This is a genomic window from Achromobacter sp. 413638 (genome assembly GCF_043119405.1).
GTDB lineage: Bacteria > Pseudomonadota > Gammaproteobacteria > Burkholderiales > Burkholderiaceae_B > Achromobacter.
The window spans coordinates 70146-87811 of sequence record NZ_JBICCO010000017.1 but is presented as its reverse complement, the minus strand read 5'-3'; the positions used below and the strand labels follow the sequence as shown (position 1 = coordinate 87811).

The 17666-nt window shown below is 70.0% G+C and carries 15 protein-coding genes; 3 read left to right on the top strand and 12 right to left on the bottom strand.

Translation table 11 applies throughout. The annotated features are described in order from the left end of the window. Positions 1–98 precede the first annotated feature (98 nt). From ACEU5R_RS09805 to ACEU5R_RS09760, 10 genes are all read right to left on the bottom strand, one after another. Complete coding sequence (locus ACEU5R_RS09805; protein ID WP_392410006.1) at positions 99–1487, bottom strand: NAD(P)/FAD-dependent oxidoreductase; 1389 nt, start codon at positions 1485–1487, stop codon at positions 99–101. 72 nt (positions 1488–1559) lie between these two features. Next, positions 1560–1952 (bottom strand): nuclear transport factor 2 family protein, encoded by a 393-nt coding sequence (locus tag ACEU5R_RS09800; protein WP_212319579.1) that lies wholly within the window; start codon positions 1950–1952, stop codon positions 1560–1562. Between the two features lie 201 nt (positions 1953–2153). Next, positions 2154–3116: a CobW family GTP-binding protein gene (locus ACEU5R_RS09795; RefSeq protein ID WP_392410002.1), complete on the bottom strand. Its 963-nt coding sequence runs from the start codon at positions 3114–3116 to the stop codon at positions 2154–2156. A gap of 1 nt (position 3117) precedes the next feature. Next, positions 3118–4770, bottom strand: coding sequence for an amidohydrolase (locus tag ACEU5R_RS09790; protein WP_392410000.1), 1653 nt, complete (start codon positions 4768–4770; stop codon positions 3118–3120). 128 nt (positions 4771–4898) lie between these two features. Continuing rightward, complete coding sequence (locus tag ACEU5R_RS09785) at positions 4899–5951, bottom strand: ABC transporter ATP-binding protein (protein ID WP_392409999.1); 1053 nt, start codon at positions 5949–5951, stop codon at positions 4899–4901. Beyond that, a complete protein-coding gene (locus ACEU5R_RS09780; RefSeq protein WP_392410005.1) occupies positions 5948–7030 on the bottom strand; it encodes an ABC transporter ATP-binding protein in 1083 nt (360 codons plus the stop codon). The genes ACEU5R_RS09785 and ACEU5R_RS09780 overlap by 4 nt, the downstream gene beginning before the upstream one ends. A 20-nt stretch (positions 7031–7050) precedes the next feature. Further along, positions 7051–8004, bottom strand: coding sequence for an ABC transporter permease (locus tag ACEU5R_RS09775; protein ID WP_392409998.1), 954 nt, complete (start codon positions 8002–8004; stop codon positions 7051–7053). After that, positions 8001–8969 (bottom strand): ABC transporter permease, encoded by a 969-nt coding sequence (locus ACEU5R_RS09770; RefSeq protein WP_103274171.1) that lies wholly within the window; start codon positions 8967–8969, stop codon positions 8001–8003. The genes ACEU5R_RS09775 and ACEU5R_RS09770 overlap by 4 nt, the downstream gene beginning before the upstream one ends. A gap of 16 nt (positions 8970–8985) precedes the next feature. Further along, positions 8986–10560 (bottom strand): ABC transporter substrate-binding protein, encoded by a 1575-nt coding sequence (locus tag ACEU5R_RS09765; protein ID WP_392409997.1) that lies wholly within the window; start codon positions 10558–10560, stop codon positions 8986–8988. Positions 10561–10714: 154 nt separating this feature from the next. Further along, positions 10715–12202 (bottom strand): aminotransferase class V-fold PLP-dependent enzyme, encoded by a 1488-nt coding sequence (locus ACEU5R_RS09760; protein WP_392409996.1) that lies wholly within the window; start codon positions 12200–12202, stop codon positions 10715–10717. Between the two features lie 98 nt (positions 12203–12300). Between ACEU5R_RS09760 and ACEU5R_RS09755 the strand changes: the two genes are divergently transcribed. Beyond that, positions 12301–12786: an Lrp/AsnC family transcriptional regulator gene (locus ACEU5R_RS09755; RefSeq protein WP_103274168.1), complete on the top strand. Its 486-nt coding sequence runs from the start codon at positions 12301–12303 to the stop codon at positions 12784–12786. A 108-nt stretch (positions 12787–12894) separates the two neighbouring features. Next, positions 12895–13767 carry a DUF4240 domain-containing protein gene (locus ACEU5R_RS09750; RefSeq protein WP_392409995.1) on the top strand — a complete coding sequence of 291 codons (873 nt, stop codon included), beginning with the start codon at positions 12895–12897 and terminating at the stop codon, positions 13765–13767. A gap of 12 nt (positions 13768–13779) precedes the next feature. Here ACEU5R_RS09750 and ACEU5R_RS09745 read toward each other — a convergent pair whose 3' ends face one another. Next, positions 13780–14700 carry a bifunctional enoyl-CoA hydratase/phosphate acetyltransferase gene (locus tag ACEU5R_RS09745; protein ID WP_392409994.1) on the bottom strand — a complete coding sequence of 307 codons (921 nt, stop codon included), beginning with the start codon at positions 14698–14700 and terminating at the stop codon, positions 13780–13782. Between the two features lie 172 nt (positions 14701–14872). Next, positions 14873–16684, bottom strand: coding sequence for a sulfoacetaldehyde acetyltransferase (xsc, locus tag ACEU5R_RS09740; protein ID WP_392409993.1), 1812 nt, complete (start codon positions 16682–16684; stop codon positions 14873–14875). Between the two features lie 171 nt (positions 16685–16855). Between xsc and ACEU5R_RS09735 the strand changes: the two genes are divergently transcribed. Further along, a complete protein-coding gene (locus ACEU5R_RS09735) occupies positions 16856–17629 on the top strand; it encodes an IclR family transcriptional regulator (RefSeq protein ID WP_103274165.1) in 774 nt (257 codons plus the stop codon). Positions 17630–17666: the final 37 nt, after the last annotated feature.

Genomic DNA, 17666 nt, shown 5'->3' with positions numbered 1-17666 from the left:
GGGCGGGGCGGCGCGGCCCGCCCCCCCCGCCCCGCCGCCCCCCCCCCCCCCCCCCCCCCCCCCCCCCCCCCCCCCCCCCCCCCCCCCCCCCACCCTCCTCACAACATTTCGTCGCGCAGGTAGTACCAGCGGTACAGCAGGCTCTGGCCGAGCCGGCGGAACGGCGCGAACAGATGGCCCGGCAAGGGCGAGTCGTAGATCGGCAGGTCCCATTTCAGGCCATCCTGGCCCATCAGCCGCTGCGCGAGCCGGCGGCCGGCATGCGCCGAGAACGACACGCCGTTGCCGCCATAGCCAAACGCGTAATAGACCTGCTGCGCGGGATCCGGCTGAGTCACGCGCGGCATCATGTCGTGGCTGACGTCCACCCAGCCCCACCAGGAATAGTCCACATCCACGTCGCGCAGCGACGGGAACTTGCGCACCAGCCCGGCCCTGAGCAAGGCCAGGTGGCGCGGGTTCTGCGCGTCGGCGCCGTGGACCGCGCTGCGGCTGCCAATCTGCACGCGGCCGTCCGGCAGCAGCCGGTAGTAGAAGCGCAACGTGCGCGTGTCGGTGATGAAGACGGTGCTCTTCAGGCCGGCCGCTTCCAGCTCCGCCGGCGACAGCGCGCGCGTCACCAGCGAGTTGGACAGCACCGGCATGATGCGGTTGTCCAGCAGCGGATTCACGCCCTGCGCCGTGTAGCCGCCGGTGGCGAAGGCCACGCGCCGCGCGCGCACCGTGCCGCCGGGGGTCTGCAACAGATAGGCGCCGTTCTGCGCGCGCCAGCCCAGCACCGGGCTGGACGGATGGATGCTCGCGCCCAGCGCACGCGCCTGGCGCAGGTAGCCGTAGGCCAGCTTGAGCGGATGCACGCCCACGCCGTCCGGCTCCAGCAGCGCGCCCACGGCCTCGTGATCGTCCACGTAGCGCTCGCGCAGCTGGTCCTTGCTCAGCATGCGCGTGTCGTAGCCGAAGACCTCGCGCATGACGCGGCTCTCGTTCTCCAGGAAGGCCATCTTCTTCTGCCGATGCGCCGTATACAGATGGCCGCCCGGCTGCGCGTCGCAGTCCACCTGCGCCACCAGGCTCTTCCAGTATTCGAAGCCCTCGCGGATCTCGGCGTCCAGCCGGCGCGCCGTGTCCAGCCCCCAGCGCTGGATCCACTGCGAGCGGTACAGCCGCCCCGAGGCGTTCTGGCCCTGGCCGCCGTTGCGGCTGGTGCAGCCCCAGGCCGCGCGGTTGGCCTCCAGCACCACCGCGCGCACGCCGTAGTCGCGCGCCAGCGTCAGCGCGGCCGACAGCCCGGTGAAGCCCGAGCCGACCACGGCCACGTCCACCTCCATGTCGCCATTGACCGGGCCGTCGTCCTGCGGCGGCGGCCCGGCGGTGGCGACCCAGTAGGTGGGCGCGTAGTCCTGGCCCCGCCCCGGCGGCGACACCAGCGGATCGTAGGCCGGGTCATAAGGCCGGGGGCCGGCGCGGCCCGGCGTCGAAGCGTCCATGCGTGCATTCATCTGCGCATCCATGCGAGCGTCCATGCTTGGGCTCCCTGCGGTGTCGGGGCGATGGCCGCCTCAGGCGCGCGCCGGCAAGGCCGGGCGCTGCTTGCGGTAGGCGTTCTTGACCTGGATCTTGCCGTTCTTGAAGGTGAACACGTCCACCATGTCGGCCTCGACGCGCGAGCCGTCCGCCGCCGTGCCGGTGAAGGTCGATTCCGACACGCCATGCTCGCCGCAGACCCAGTGCCGGCCGTTGCGCCACTGCGCGTCCGGAAAGTTCTGCCAGGCCGCCGCGAAGGCGCGGCGCACGGCGTCGGGCCCCTCGTGCCGCGCGCCCCACTGCTCCGGTCCGGCCACGGTCAGGAACACGCAGTCCTCGCTCATGAAGGACATCAGCGCATCGATGTCATGCCGGTTCCATGCGGCCGCGAACTCGGCCAGCATTTCCGCGCTGACGCTCTTGTCCATGGTGGTCCCCATTGCCTGCTCTCCTCTGTAGGCCTGTAGTCGCGGAACGGCGCGCCGCCCAGGCCCGCGCGGCATGCGCCATCGTCAGGATCAAGGTACGCGGCCGCCGTTGGATGGACTAGAACCAGACGGGGGGAATCGCTTGCACCAGAAGGCAGGCAGGAAGGCCGAAGCGCACCACACGCGGGCGGCAAGCCGCGTTCAACCGAGGGCCGCCGCGTCCAGGCAGGCAGCGATCTCATCCGCGCCAACGGCCCCGCGCATGCCGATCAACACCAGTCCAGGCTCGACGGCATCGTCCGGACGCCGCGCCTGCGCGTCGAAACGCAGCCGCCGGCCCGCCCATTGCGCCAGCACCCAGCCATGCCGGTCGGTGCGCACCCAGCCCTTGGCGCGCATCAGCGGCCGGGGCAAGAGCTTCATCTGATCCGCGAAACGACGCGCATCCAGCAGCGGCGGCGCGCGCCAGACCCAGGTATCGAAGGGATGCGCGGGATCGTCCTGCGGCGCGTGCGCGTGGCCGTGCTTCGTATCGCACGCGCCGCACCCGCAAGCACGGGCGTCCCAGTCCCCTTCCAGGCATTCCAGCCCGACGCGGCCCTCGCGCGCCTCGACCATGGCCGTGCCGCCGGTCTGGCCATGCAACCAATGCCGCAGCGCATCCAGCGCCTGCGCGGACACCAGATCGGTCTTGTTCAGCACCAGCAGATCGGCCGCGCGCAGCTGCCGCGCCACCGTGTCCGCCAGCAAGGGATCGGCCGCCGCCTCGCGGATCGCGGCGGCGTCGACCAGCACCGCCACGCCTTCAAGCTGCAGCATCGGATCGGCCAGCCCGACCTGCGCGATGCGCGCGGGGTCGGACACGCCGCTGGCTTCGATCACGATCCACTCCGGCAGCGGATCCAGCGTCAGCACCCGCGCCAGCGCCTCGTCGAGGCCGCCGGCCAGCGAGCAGCAGACGCAGCCATTGGCCAGCCGCAGCACCTGCCCGGCGCTGTCCGCCAAGAGGCCCGCGTCCACGTCCACCGGCCCGAAGTCGTTCACCAGCACCGCCGCGCGCCGCCGGGCCTGCGCCAGCGCATGGTTCAGCAGCGTGGTCTTGCCCGCGCCCAGGAAACCGCCGACCACGGTCAGCGGGATGCGTCCGCCCTTTGCGCCGTCCATCTCAGGCGTCCGAGGCCATCGGCCGTCCGCCGACGACGGTGCCCGACACCCGCGCGTCCTTCAGCCGCTCGGCCGGCAAGGCCGAGGGATCGTCCTCCAGCACGCAGAAGTCCGCATGCTTGCCGACCTCGATGGAGCCGACCAGATGATCCATGTGCAGCGTATAGGCCGCGCCCAGCGTGATGGCGCGCAGCGCCTCGTCCACCTCGATGCGCTCGGACTCGCCCAGCACCCGGCCCGAGGATGTCGTTCGCGTGGCCGCGCACCAGGCGGTGAACAACGGCCCCAGCGGCGTGATCGGCGCGTCGGAGTGGATGGCGTAGCGCACGCCCTCGCGCGCCGCCGTGGCGCAGGCGTCCATGCGCTCGGCCCGGTCCGGCCCCATGGTCTGCGCGTAGTGCGCATCGCCCCAGTAGTAGATGTGGTTGGCGAACAGATTGGCGCACAGCCCCAGGCTGGCCATGCGCCGGAACTGCGCCGCGTCCGCCATCTGGCAATGTTGCAGCGTGTGCCGGTGGTCCGGCCGGGGATGGCGCGCCAGCGCCCGCGCCACCGCCTCGATCGCCACCTGCGTGGCCTCGTCGCCATTGGTATGAATGTGCAGCTGCGCGCCGGCCTCGTGATAGGCCTGCACCAACCCGTCCAGCTCGCCCGGCGCCGTCACCCAGATGCCGTTGGGCGCGCCGTTGTGATAGCCGGGCCAGCGCAGGCGCGCCGTGAAACCCTGGATGGAGCCGTCGACCACCAGCTTGACCATGCCCAGGCGCAGCTTGTCGTGGTTCAGCGCCGTGGCGGCGCGCAGCGTTTCCAGGCAGCGCGCCGGATCGCCCGGAAAGGCCAGCGCCGAGGCCGCCGGCACGATGCGCACCGGATAGTCCGGCTCGGCCGTGATGCGCGACAGCCGCGCCAGCCCTTCCCCTTCCAGCTCGTTCACCAGATCGGTGGCGGTGGTGACGCCGGCGCGCCGCGCCACCTGCCCGAACAGCCGCAGCCCGTCTTCCGACAGACCCACGGTGCGGAAGGGGTTGCCGATCAGGCGTATCACGGGAAACATGGCGGCGAATTCGCACAGCTCGCCGCTGGGGCTGCCGTCGGGCAGGCGGGTGATGCCGTCCACGTCGGTATCGGCATCGATGCCGGCCCGCGCCAGCATGGCGCCGTTCACGTTCATCAGGTGCATGCTGGCGTGCATCACCACGACTGGACGTTCACTGGACACCGCGTCCAGGTGGCGGCGGTCCATGCGCTCGCCGCCGAAGTAGATCGGATCGAAGCCCCAGCCGATCAGCGTCCGGTCCGCGGGCAGCGCGGCCTCGGCTTCGCGCAGCCGCGCCGCCACCGCCTCGAAGCTCTTGAGCCCGGTCCAGGTCCTGCCATCCGGACCACGACGATCGTAATAACCCACGTACACGAACTTCCACATGCCGCCCTCGGGCAGATGGCAGTGGCCTTCCACCAGGCCGGGCATCAGCACCTGGTCGGCGTAGCGCCGGTCCAGCTCGGCCGGCCCCCAGGTCTTCAGCTCGTCCAGCCCGCCCACGCCCAGGATGCGGCCGTCGCGCACCGCCACGTGGGTGGCGCGCGGTCGGGCCGGATTCATGGTGAGGATGCTGCGGGCCTGGTAGATCGTGGTCGGAACGGCGGGCTGGGACATGGATCGGACTCCTGTGGCGGGATAGTGAGAAAGCTGCAAAACGGAACGCGGCCGCGAAGCCCCGCCGCCAAAGCCGGGGCCGGGCGCATCGCGCCCATGAACTTGCCGGCCACTGAACTTGTCGTCATCTACAGCGGCGCGACCAGCGCGCCGTCGCGTCGCTCGACGAAATGGCAGGCCACGTCATGACCCGGCGCCACCTCGCGCAGCGGCGGCTCGCTGGCTGAACAAAGCGGCTGCGCGGCCGGACAGCGCCCCGCGAACCGGCAACCCGGCGGCGGATCCACCGGGCTGGGCGGATCGCCCGCCAGCCGCACGCGGCGCGCGGCGGCCTCGCGCCCGCCGCTCACGGTGGGCACCGCCGACATCAGCGCCACGCTGTAGGGATGCAGCGGCCGCGTGAAGAAGGCGCGGCGCGAGGCGCGCTCGATGATCTTGCCCAGGTACATCACCGCGATGTCGTCGCAGATGTGCTCGACCACCGCCATGTCGTGCGAGATGAACAGGAAGGACTGGCCGCGCTCGCGCTGGATCCGGCGCAGCAGGTTCAGGATCTGCGCGCGGATGGCGATATCCAGCGCCGACACCGGCTCGTCGCAGACGATCAGGTCCGGCCCGCTGGCCAGCGCCCGCGCCACGTTCAGCCGCTGCCGCTGGCCGCCGGAGAACTGGTGCGGATACAGCGCCTGCTGGTCCTGCCGCAGGCCCACCAGCTCGAACATCTCGGCCACGCGCGCCGCGCGCCCGGCCGCCGGGCCGATGTCCATCAGGTCCAGCGGCGCGCGCACGATGTCGCCGGCGCGCTGGCGCGGATTGAGCGAGGAATACGGATCCTGGAACACCAGCTGCAACTGGCGGCGCATGCGGCGCAACGGCTCGCCGCGCAGGGCGGTCAGGTCCTGCCCGTCGAAATGGATGACGCCGGCGGTGGGCTCGGACAAGCGCAGCACCGACAGCGCCGTGGTGGTCTTGCCCGAGCCCGACTCGCCCACGATGGCCAGCGTGCGGCCCCGCGCCAGCTCGAAGGACACGCCGTCCACGGCCTTGACCGTGGCGGTCCGGCCGCCGCCGCCCGATACGGGGAAATGCACGGCCAGGTCGCGCACCGACAGCAGCGGCGCGGAGGCGGCCGGGGCCGGAGTCGGGATTGGGGCCGGGGTCGAGGTCGGGGTCTGGATCATGATTGCGCCTCCACATAAAGCCAGCAGGCCACGCCATGCTCCGCGCCGGATGCCGCCGCGTCGGAAGCCATTGCGGCATCGGCGTCCCCATGCATCGCGCCAGCCCGCGACGGCCGCGCCAGCGGCGGAAACGCCTCGCCGCAGCGCGGCATCGCCCGCTCGCAGCGCGCCTGGAACGGACAGCCCGGCCCGCGATCCCAGATCGACGGCACCACGCCGGGGATCTCCGGCAGGTCCGGCCGCGCCTCGTCCGGCTCGCGGTCCAGCTCCGGCAGGCAGGCGATCAGGCCCTGCGTGTACGGATGCAGCGGCTCGGTCAGCACGTCGCGACAGGCGCCCTGCTCGACGATGCGCCCGCCATACATCACCACGATGCGGTCGGCCATCTCGGACACCGCGCCCATGTCGTGCGTGATCATCAGCACCGCCGTGCCGCGCCGCGCCTGCTGTTCGCGCAGCAGGTCGAAGATCTGCGCCTGCACGGTCACGTCCAGCGCCGTGGTCGGCTCGTCGGCGATCAGCACGGCCGGATCGCAGGCCAGCGCGATGGCGATCATCACGCGCTGGCGCATGCCGCCGGACATCTGGTGCGGATAATCATCCACGCGCCGCTCGGGCGCGGGTATGCCCACCGAGCGCAGCATCTCGATGGCGCGCGCCCGCGCCCCCGCCTTGTCCAGGCCCTGGTGCAGCCGCAGCGGCTCGGCGATCTGCTCGCCCACCGTGTAGACCGGATTCAGCGCGGTCATCGGCTCCTGGAAGATCATGGAAATGCTGTTGCCGCGCACCTGCCGCATCGCGCCCTCGTCGCGCGCGGCCAGGTCCTCGCCGCGCAGCAGCACGCGGCCGCCGCCGATGCGTCCGGGCTCGGGCACCAGCCGCATGATGGCCAGCGCGGTCATGCTCTTGCCGCAGCCGGACTCGCCCACCAGGCACAGCGTCTCGCCCGGCCGCAGCTCGAAGCTGACCGCATTGAGCACGTCGGCGCTGCGACCGCGCGCGCGAAAGGCCAGCGTCAGGTTCTCCACGCGCAGCACCGGATCGGCCGCGCCGGGGGCCGGCGCGTCGCCGGGCGTCATCGCCTGCAGGACGGCGGCGTTCATAGCCGTCCCCTGGACGCCGGATTGAGCGCGTCGTTCAGGCCGTCGCCGATCAGGCTCACGGCCAGCACCGTCAGGAAAATCGCCGCGCCGGGCAGCGTCACCGCCCACCACGCGGTCAGGATGTAGGGGCGGTTGCTGCCGATCATCAGCCCCCAGCTCATGACGTTGGGATCGCCCAGCCCCAGGAACGACAGTCCGGCCTCGAACAGCACCGCCGTGCCCACCGCCAGCGTGGCCGACACGATCAGCGGCGCCAGCGCGTTGGGCAGGATCACGCGCCAGATGATGCGCGCGTCTCCCGCGCCGATGACGCGCTCGGCCAGCACGTACTCGCGCCGCTTGAGCCGCAGGAACTCGCCGCGCGCCAGCCGCGCCGTGCCGGTCCAGCTGACCACGCCGATGGCGATGGCGATCGTCGCCAGCGACGGCGAGAACAGCGTCACCAGCACCATGGCGAACAGCAGCGTGGGCAGCACCTGGAAGAACTCGGTGACGCGCATCAGCGCCTCGTCGATCCAGCCGCCGTAGTAGCCGGCCAGCGCGCCCACCGTCACCCCGATCAGCACCGACAGCACCGCCGCCACCACGCCCACCAGCAGCGTGGCGCGGCCGCCGTGGACCAGGCCGGTCAGCACGTCACGCCCCAGGTAGTCCGTGCCCAGCAGGAATTCGGCGCCGGGCGGCTCCATCGGCGCGCTGACGATCTCGAAGGGATCGGCCGGCATCAGCGCCGGGCCGAACAGCGTCACCGCCAGCACGGCGGCCAGCAGCAGCAGGCCGACGACGGCGGATGGATTGCGCAGGAAGGCGCGCAGCGCCTCGCGCGACTGGCGGGCCGGCGCGCGGCCTGGCGCGGCGGCAGCGCCCGTCGCCACGGCGGCTGCGGATGAAACGGACGAGACGGATACAGCGGATACGGCGCCCGGCGGCGCGGCGGGAGTCTGGCTCATGATGTCTTGATCCGGGGATCGACCAGCCGGTAGGCCAGATCGGTGAGCTGGTTCATCACCACCACCAGCAAGGAGGCGAACAGCAGGATGCCCAGCAGCGTCGGATAGTCGCGCCGCAGCACCGAGTCGAAGGCCAGCCGGCCCAGGCCGGGCCAGTTGAAGACCGTCTCGACCAGGATGGCGCCGGCCAGCACGTTGCCGAACTGCAGGCCCAGCATCGTCACCACCGGCAGCACGCCGTTGCGCAGCGCGTGCTTGTACAGCACCGTGCGCTCGGGCAGCCCCTTGGCGCGCGCGGTGCGGATGTAGTCGGCGGACAGCGCCTCGATCACGCTGGCGCGCGCCAGCCGGCTGTATTGCGCCAGGTAGACGAAGCCCAGCGTGCAGGCCGGCAGCACCAGGTGATGCAGCACGTCCAGCGCGCCGGACCAGCCCAGCTCGGACGCGCCCGCCGTGCGCATGTCGGACACCGGGAAGATCGGCAGCATCGACGCGAACAGAATGATGAGCAGGATGCCGGTCCAGAACACCGGCGCCGAGTACCCGACGATGGACAGCAGCGTGATGCCCTGCGACAGCGGCCCGTTGGGCTTGCGCGCGGCCAGCGTGCCCAGCAGCGTGCCGGCCAGGAAAGCGCCCAGCACCGAGGTCACGACCAGCAGCAGCGTGGCCGGCACGCGATCCCAGATCAGCTGCGTCACCGGCAGGTTGAAGAAATAGGAATGGCCCAGGTCGCCGCGCAGCACCTGCCCCAGGTACAGCCCCAGCTGCGCGATGAAGGGCTTGTCCAGCCCGTATTGCGCGCGCAGCTGGGCGCGCAGTTCCTCGCTGATGCCGCCCATCGAGCCAGCGATGGTCTCGACCGGATCGCCCGGCGAAATGTGGATCAGCAGGAAATTCAGCGTCACCACCGCCAGCAGCAGCGCCAGCGCATAGGCCAGCCTGCGTCCCAGGTATCTCAACATGGCGCCCTCCTCGGCCTTATTGCAGCCAGGTCTCGTCCAGCGGCGACAGCACGCCCCAGATGCCATCGGGCAGGCCGTGGACCTTGCGCGAGGCCAGGGTGTGGTACGGGATCACGGTCAGGAAGTCGATCGGCAGGTCTTCCGTAACCAGCTTCTGGAACTCGGCATACAGCGCGCGGCGCTTGCCCTCGTCGGTTTCCACGCCCGCCTGCTCCAGCAGCGCGTCGACCTTGGGGTTCCTGTACGACTGGGTGTTGGTCCAGACGATGTCGCGGATGTTGCTGGACAGATAGGTCCGGTGCACGCCGATCACCGGGTCGCCCCAGTTGAAGACGATGTCCGTGGTCAGGTCGAAATCATGGCTGGCGATGCGCTTGGCCCAGGTCGGAAAGTCCGGCGAGGCGCGCACCTGCACCGCGATGCCGACCTTCTTGAGCTGGCTGCGCAGGTATTCGGCCACGTTCTTGCCCTGCACGTCGCTGCCCGGCATGTAGTCCACCGTCAGCGTCATGCGCTCGCCCTTGCCGTCCTTCTTCAGGCCGGCCTCGTCCAGCAGCTGCTCGGCGCGCTTCAAGTCCAGCGGATACTTCTTCAGGTCCGCCGAGGCATAGGGGCTGGTGGCGATGATGGGGCCGTCGGCCACCGTGGCGAAGCCGCCATTCAGCGCCTTGGCGATGAAATTCTTGTCGATGGCGTAGGCGATGGCCTGGCGCACCCGCGCGTCGTCGAAGGGCTTGCGCGCGGTGTTGAAGGCCAGCCAGCTCAGCGCGCCGATGCCTTCGTAGCCACGGCTGGTCATCGAAAGCGCGGCATTGTCCTTGGCGCGCCGCAGCAGCGTTGGCTCGCTCATGTAGGGCAGCACCTGCACATCGCCGCGCTCCAGGCCGATCAGCAGGTTGGTGGCGTCGGGGTTGATCTTGACCACCACGCGGTCCAGGTAAGGCTTGCCGGGCAGGAAGAACTTGTCGAAGCGCTCCAGCACGATTTCCTGGCCGGGCTTGAATTCCTTGAGCCGGTACGGTCCCGAGCCAACCATGTCGGCCGAATTGCGCGGATGCGATTTCAGGTCCTGGCCGTCGCCGTAGACATGCTTGGGCAGCACCGGCATCAGCGCCGGCGACATGGCCAGCAGGATGGCCGGATGCGGCCGGGACATGCGCAGCACCGCCGTGTGCGGGTCCGGCGTCTCCACGTTGTCGACCGGCGCCAGCATGGTCTGGAACGGATGGTTCTGCTTGACCGCCATGACCGAGAACGCCACGTCCTCGGACGTCACCGGCTTGCCGTCATGGAACAGCGCGTCCTTGCGCAGATGCAGCGTCAGCGTGCGCGCGTCGGGCGACAGCTCCCAGGATTCCGCCAGATACGGCTGCGGCTTCCAGTCCGCGTCAAAGCGCAGCGGGCTGGCAAAGAGCTGCGCGCTGGGCAGCGCCGTGGCGACGCCGGACTGCACCGCGCCGTTCAGGTGGCGCGGCACCTGCGTCGAGCCGATCACCAGCGTGCCGCCCGTCTTGGGCGTTTCCGCCGCGCCGGCCGAGCCGAGCGCGAACGCGGTAAGCAGGCCGGCCAGGATATGTCTTGCGCTGCGCATGTCGCTTCCCCCTTGGAATCGTGGTCCATCGGCCGCTTCGTGCATGCCGACGGCCTGGGGTCAAGCGTAGCCACGCGCCGGAGCCGGGCTTAGTACCAAAACGCCGCTGTCGTTGGTGCCAGCGGAAGATTGCGGCGCGTGGCGGAAAGACGGATCAGGCCGCGGCGGCCAGCGCGGTGCCTTTCGGAAAGAAGATGGCGCGGCTGGGATCGAAGTCATACAGGCCTTCGAAATCGGCCGCGTCCGAGGCCAGTTCCAGCACCGACGCCAGGATGAAATCGGCCTTGTCGTCCGACAGCAGCGCGCTGAAATTCAATCGGACGAATCCGGGCTTTTCGATTTCGCGACCGTCAAGAATGGCCTGCCGCATGAGCAGCGACTGCTCTTCGCCGATGTCGAGCAGGCGATGGACATAGGGCCCGGCGCAGGCGCAGCCGCCCCGTGCCTGAATGCCGAATCGGTCGCTCAGCATGCGCGTGACCAATTGCTGGTGCACGAAACCGCCCGCGCCGTTGCGCACGCGGAAAGAAAATACCGGCAGGCGGTTGGCCGTCAGCGACCCCAGCAGTTCCAGCTGTCCGGCGTCTTTCCAGGCGCCCAGCGCCCGCTGCACGAAGTGCGCGTTGCGTTGCCGCATGAAATCGGCGCCCAGCGCTTCCTTCACCAGCAGGACCAGCGCGGCGCGGATATCGCCCACCACGTTCGGGGTGCCCGCCTCTTCGCGTGATTCCAGGCTGCCGCTGTAATCGTGGCCGGCCGGCGACACGAACTTGACGGTGCCGCCGCCCGGCCAGGCCGGCGTCGTCTCGGTCACGGCGTCGCGCCGGACGATCAGCACGCCCGAGGCGCCGGGACCACCGATGAACTTGTGCGGCGAGAAAACGATGGCGTCGATCTGCGCATCGGCGGCAGGCGACATCTGGATGGACAGGTACGGCGCGCCGCCCGCGTAGTCCCACAGCATTTTCGCGCCTGACCGCTTGACCTGCCGCGTGATGGCCGGGACGTCCGCGACGATGCCGGTCACGTTCGAGGCCGCCGACAGCGCGCAGATGACGAGCGTGCCGTCCGGCGCTTGCAATGCGGCGGCCAATTCGGCCAGGTCCGGTCCGCCTTCGGGGCTTTCCCCCAATTCGATGACGTCGGCGCCGCATTCGCGCCAGGGCAGGATGTTCGAGTGATGCTCATACGGGCCGATGATCACGCGGACCTGTCGGCCCGCCGCGAGGGCCGCGCGCACGCCAAAAAGATGGACCAGCCGGTTGATGCCGGCCGTTGCGCCCGACCCCGCGAAGATCACCGCGTGCTCTTCGCCCGCGCCGCAGCACCGGGCGATGGCGGCGCGCGCTTCGCGGCGCAACCGGGTGATGAATCCGCCGCAATAGGACGCTTCGGTATGCGAGTTGGCGTAATACGGCAGCACTTGCTCAAGGATGAAGCGTTCCACCTGCATCAAGGCGCGGCCGGACGCGACGTAATCGGCATAGACCAGCGGCTTCGCGCCGAACGGGCCGTCGATGGCGGCGTCCTTGCCGATGAGCCCTTCCGCGAGCGCAGCCGCGACGTCGCCGGTTTTCAGGCTCTCTTGAAACTGCTGCAAGGGGGTGGTCTTGGCGGGGCTGGTCGCGATGGGGGTAGACATGGTGGCGCGGGTTCCGGTAAATAGCGAAATATCATACGATGGAACACCGTGATGAAACATCACCTATATTCTGCGCAAAACTACCAAATACAGATCAAATGAACGACAAATTAGAAAAAATAGATAAGTTCGATCTCAGCATCATCAGCTGCCTGCAAAAAGACGGCGCCTTGTCCCAGCGCGAGCTGGCCGATAGGGTGGGCCTGTCGCAGAACGCCTGCTGGCGCCGGCTGCAACGCTTGAATGCCTGCGGCATCATCCGCGGCACGCGGGCCGAGGTCAGCCTGGTGGCGCTGGGCCTGGACCTGACGGTGTTCGTCATGATCCGCACCAGCCACCACGCCAAGGCCTGGGCCGACGGGTTCCGCCTGCATGTCGAGCGCCTGCCGGAAGTCACCGAGTTCTATCGCATCGGCGGAGACTGGGATTACCTGATCAAGGTGGTCTGCCGCGGCATGGCGGGCTATGACCGCTTCTATCAAAAGCTGATCACGGATTTCGAGCTGTCGACGGTGACCGGATTCTTCGCCATGGAAGCGATCATCGAGAACCGGCCGCCGGATCTGCGCGTGCTGGAAGGCTGACCCGGCTGACCCGGGCTGTCGGCCACTCATCACCAGGCGGCTCGGACCGACCGTCTTGCCCAGGCCAAGGACAGCGGGGCTTTTGGGTATCATCCGGCATCGCCATTCATGTCACGCCCCATGACCACCCTGCCCGCCCCCATGCCCGAAGCCCGGTTCTGGCAACTGATGACGCATGTCGACCGCCCGCTGCTGCTGTCCGGGCAGGACGACGAGAGCCTGGCGCCGCTGCGCGCGGCGCTGACCCAGTTGCCCGCCGATGACATCGCGGCCTTTGCCCTGCGCCTGGCCGACAGGCTCGCGGCCTTGCTGACCGCCTCGCGCGCCAGGACGGGACCGTTTGGCGACGACGCGCTGCTCTATGCCGCCTGCCATGCCGTCGCGCGCGGACAGGCATGGTTCGAAGCCTCGCTGCGCTGGCCGGCGATGTTCGACGATGCGGACGCCGATCCCGACACGAGCTGGTGCGAATCGTTGCTGTACGTGGCGCGCGAGGCCTGGAGCCAGGCCAGCGGCGCCGACGAGGACGATTTCCCGGTCTGGACGCTGGAGGAAGGCCTGGCGCCGTTCGCCGGCAAGCTGCCCGCGTCCACCGCCAGCGACGCCGCGCGCCGCCCCGCCACATCGCCGACCGCCTACACCGTCTACGCCAGCTTCGAACAGCATCCCGGCATCGCCCGCCACGTGGAGCCGGAGGAAAACGTCCGCGTCACGCTGGCCGGGCTGCTGGACGACTACTTCTGGTGCCTGCTCGATCTGGACGACTATCTGGGCATCGTCAACGAACAGGGGCAGAGCTTCCAGATCCTGCATGACGCCAGCAAGAACCTGTACTGGGCCGAAGTGCCGTGCGAGGCCGACAAGGCCTCCTATGGCCAGGAATTCTCGCGCGAAGCCCTGCTGGACCTGCTGCACCGGCTGCCCGCGAACTTCGACCGGGCGATGTTCGAGGCCCCGCAGAAGCTGGCCTGGGACGAATAGCCCAGACCCGCTCTAGACCCCCGAGGCGCGCGCGTGCAGGGCCGCGATCGCGCAGCTGTCCACTCGCGCCTGCACCGAATCCGCGCGGCTGGTCAGCAGGACCGGCACGCGCGTGCCCAGCACCAGCCCGGCCGCGCCCGCGCCGGCCAGCCAGGTGAGTTCCTTGTAGAGCATGTTGCCGGCCTCGATATCGGGCGCCAGCAGGATGTCGGCCTGCCCCGCCACCGGCGAGGCGATGCCCTTCAGCTCCGCCGCCTCGCGCGAGATGGCGTTGTCCAGCGCCAGCGGTCCGTCCACCAGCGCGCCGCGTATCTGCATCCGGTCGGCCATCTTGGACAGGGCCGCCGCGTCCAGCGTGGCCGGCATGGACGGGTTCACCGATTCCGTCGCGCACAGCACCGCCACCTTGGGCCGGTCCACGCCCAGCGAGCGCGCCAGGTCGATGGCGTTCTGCGCGATGTCGGCCTTCTCGGCCAGCGTGGGCGCGATATTGACCGCCGCGTCCGTCAGGATGAACAGCTTGGGATAGGCCGCGACCGACATCACGAAGGCATGGCTGATGCGCCGCGCCGTGCGCAGGCCCGACTCGCGCGCCACCACCGCCGCCATGAAATGGTCGCTGTGCAGGCTGCCCTTCATCAGCATGCCCACGGCGCCATCGCGCGCCAGCGCCGCCGCGGCCCGCGCCGATTCCAGCTCGTCGTCGGGCGCGTCGATGATCTCCAGCCCGCCGGCTGGCAGGCCCGATTCCTCCAGCAGCCGCGCGATGCGCGCGCGCGGCCCCACCAGCACCGGCTCGATATAGCCGGCGGCGCGCGCCTGAACCGCCGCGCCCAGGCTGGACGCGGACAAGGGATACGCCACCGCCGTGCGCAGCCGGCCCGCCGACAGCGCGGCATCGCGCAGCGGCGCGAACAATCCATCGCTCGCCATCTTTCTCGCTCCTGCTGGCGCCGCCCCGCGCGGCGCGCTGGCATCGGCCCGGCGCGCGGCCGGGCCCGTTGTCGCGGACGTATCGGCAGGCCGCGCCGGATCCCCGCTCCTGGATCCTGTGGACCGCATCCGTGCCTCCGGATCCGGCCCCGGCGCGCGCCCGTCCTCGCGCCTAGTGTCCCGCCGGCTCGATCGACAGCGGCGTTTCCCCCGACGCGAAGGGCTGGTTGACGTAGGGCTGGTACTTCTTCAGGAAGCGCACCGGCTGCTTGAGCGCGTCGCGGCGGAACGGATCGCCCAGTTCCTGGCTCACCATCATCTCCAGCACCGTGGTCTTGCCCTCGGACTGCGCCTTGCAGGCCGCGCGCAGCGCGTCGCCCACCTGGTCGGCGTGCTCGACCCGCAGGCCCTCGGCCCCCATCGCGCGCGCCAGCTCGGCGAAGTTCGGGTTCTGCAGATTGCTGCCGACGAAACGGCGACCGTAGAAGTCCACCTGGTTCTTCTTTTCCGCGCCCCACTGGCCGTTGTGGAACACCACCGCCGTCACCGGAATGCGTTCGCGCACGCAGGTCAGCAGTTCCTGGAAGCTCATGCACCAGGCGCCGTCGCCCACATAGGCCACGGCCGGACGGTCGGGCCGGCCCAGCTTGGCGCCGATCAGCGCCGGCAGCGCGTAGCCGCAGTTGCCGAAGCTCATGGCCGCCAGCATGGAATTCGGTTCGTCGAAGCGCAGATAGCTGTTGGACACCGAGCAGATGTTGCCAATGTCGGTGGACACCATCACATGCTCGGGCATGGCCAGTTCCAGCTCGCGCAGCATGCGGCGCGGATGCATGCGGCCGCCGCCCCGGCTGATGATGTCCAGGCTCCAGTCGTCGCGCTCGTGCGACCAGCCGTCCAGTTCCTTTTCCCAGGCGCTCTTCTCGGAAATGATGCGGTCGGCGCGCGCGCTCAGCGTGGCCGAGCAGGCCAGCTCGCGCGCGGCCAGCTTGGCCGCCAGCGCGGCCGCCGCCGGCTTGGCGTCGCCGCAGATGCCCACCGATACCGGGCGCACCAGCCCCAGCATGCGATGGTCGGCATCCACCTGGATGATGCGGGCGTTCTTGGGCCAGTAGTCCAGCCCGTGCTGCGGCAAGGTGCCGAACGGCCCCAGCCGCGTGCCCAGCGCCAGCACCACGTCGGCCTCGGACAACAGCTTCATGCCGGCCTTGGCGCCCTGGTAGCCCAGCGGGCCGCACCACAGCGGATGGCGCGACGGGAAGGCGTCGTTGTGCAGATAGCTGGTCACCACCGGCGCGCCCAGCAGCTCGGCCAGCGCCACGCACTCGGCCTGCCCGTCCGAGAACAGCACGCCGCCGCCGGCCACGATCACCGGGAAGCGCGCCTCGGCCAGCAGCCTGGCCGCCGCTTCCAGGTCTTCCTCGGCGCCCGGACCGCGACGCACGCGGCGCGGCTCGGGAATCGCCACGTCAATCTCGCCATAGAAGTAGTCGCGCGGGATGTTCAGCTGCGCCGGGCCGCGCTCGGCCATGGCGTTGTCGAAGGCCTTGGCCGTGAACTCGGCCATGCGGTCGGCGCGGTTGACGTGCGCCTGGTACTTGGTGATGCGCGAGAAGATCGGCAGCTGCTCGGTTTCCTGGAAGCCGCCCAGGCCCATGCCGGACGTGCCGGTCTCGGGCGTGATCGCCACCACCGGGCTGTGCGCCCAGTAGGCCGCCGCCACGCCCGTCACGAAATTGGTGATGCCCGGGCCGTTCTGCGCGATGCAGACGCCGTGCCTGCCCGTCACCCGCGAATAGCCGTCGGCCATGTGCGCCGCGCCCTGCTCGTGCACCGTCGGCACGAAGCGGATGCCCGCCGCCGGAAACAGGTCGAGCGCGTCCATGAAGGCCGAGCCGACGATGCCGAAGACGTCCTTCACGCCCTGGGCGACCAGGGTTTCCACAAACGCTTCGCTGGGGGTCATGTGTTGCTTGCTGCTCATGTCTATCTCCTGGCGGGCCGGCGCTGGACGGGTGGATTCTGGATTGCATATCGGCCGGGCTACGCCGATACTGCACCCGAAGCGCCGTCATTCCCATCCCGCCTCGTTCCACTTTCCGCAAAATCCGTCACGGGGCGGACCGCCACAGGCCAGATCTTCATTTTTTGAAAGATGAAAGACGAATCCTCCGCCGCGCTGCGCGCGCTCACCCTGCTGGAATTGGTGGCGCAATCCGAACGTCCGGTGTCGCTGGCCGCCCTGACCGAGGCCTCCGGGCTGCCCAAGCCGTCCGTGCTGCGCATCCTGTCGCGGCTGGCCGACGCCGGCATGCTGCTGCGCGAGCCCGCCAGCAAGAGCTACGTCAGCGGCCCCCGGCTGGCCGCGCTGGCGCGCGACGCCATGATCAACTCGCCGCTGCGCGGCGAGCGCCACCGCATCCTGGACAGCCTGGTCGACGAGATCGGCGAGACCTGCAACTGCACCATGCTGGACGGCGACGAGGTCGTCTACCTGGACCGCGTCGAAACCGCCTGGCCGCTGCGCGTCAACCTGCAGCCCGGCTCGCGCGTGCCGCTGCACTGCAGCGCCAGCGGCAAGCTGTTCCTGGCCCACATGCGGCGCGAGGCGCGCGAACGCCTGCTGGCCGCCGCGCCGCTGCCGCGCTACACGCCCAACACCTTGTGCGACATGCAGGCGCTGGATCCCGAATTCCGCAGCATCCGCAAGGAAGGCGCCAGCTTCGACCGCGAGGAGTACCTGCTGGGCATCGTCTGCATGGCCGTGCCGATCCTGCACGGCAACCGCGCCGTGGCCGCCGTGGCGCTGCACGCGCCGCTGGCGCGCCTGTCCATCGACGCGGCCCGCGCCTGGCTGCCGCGCATGCAGCAGGCGGCGGCGGCGCTGGCGCGGACGTACGAGGCGGATGCGCAGATGCCGGGCGATTGAACGCGCCCCTGTCTTGAACCCCGCCCTGTCAGAAGCC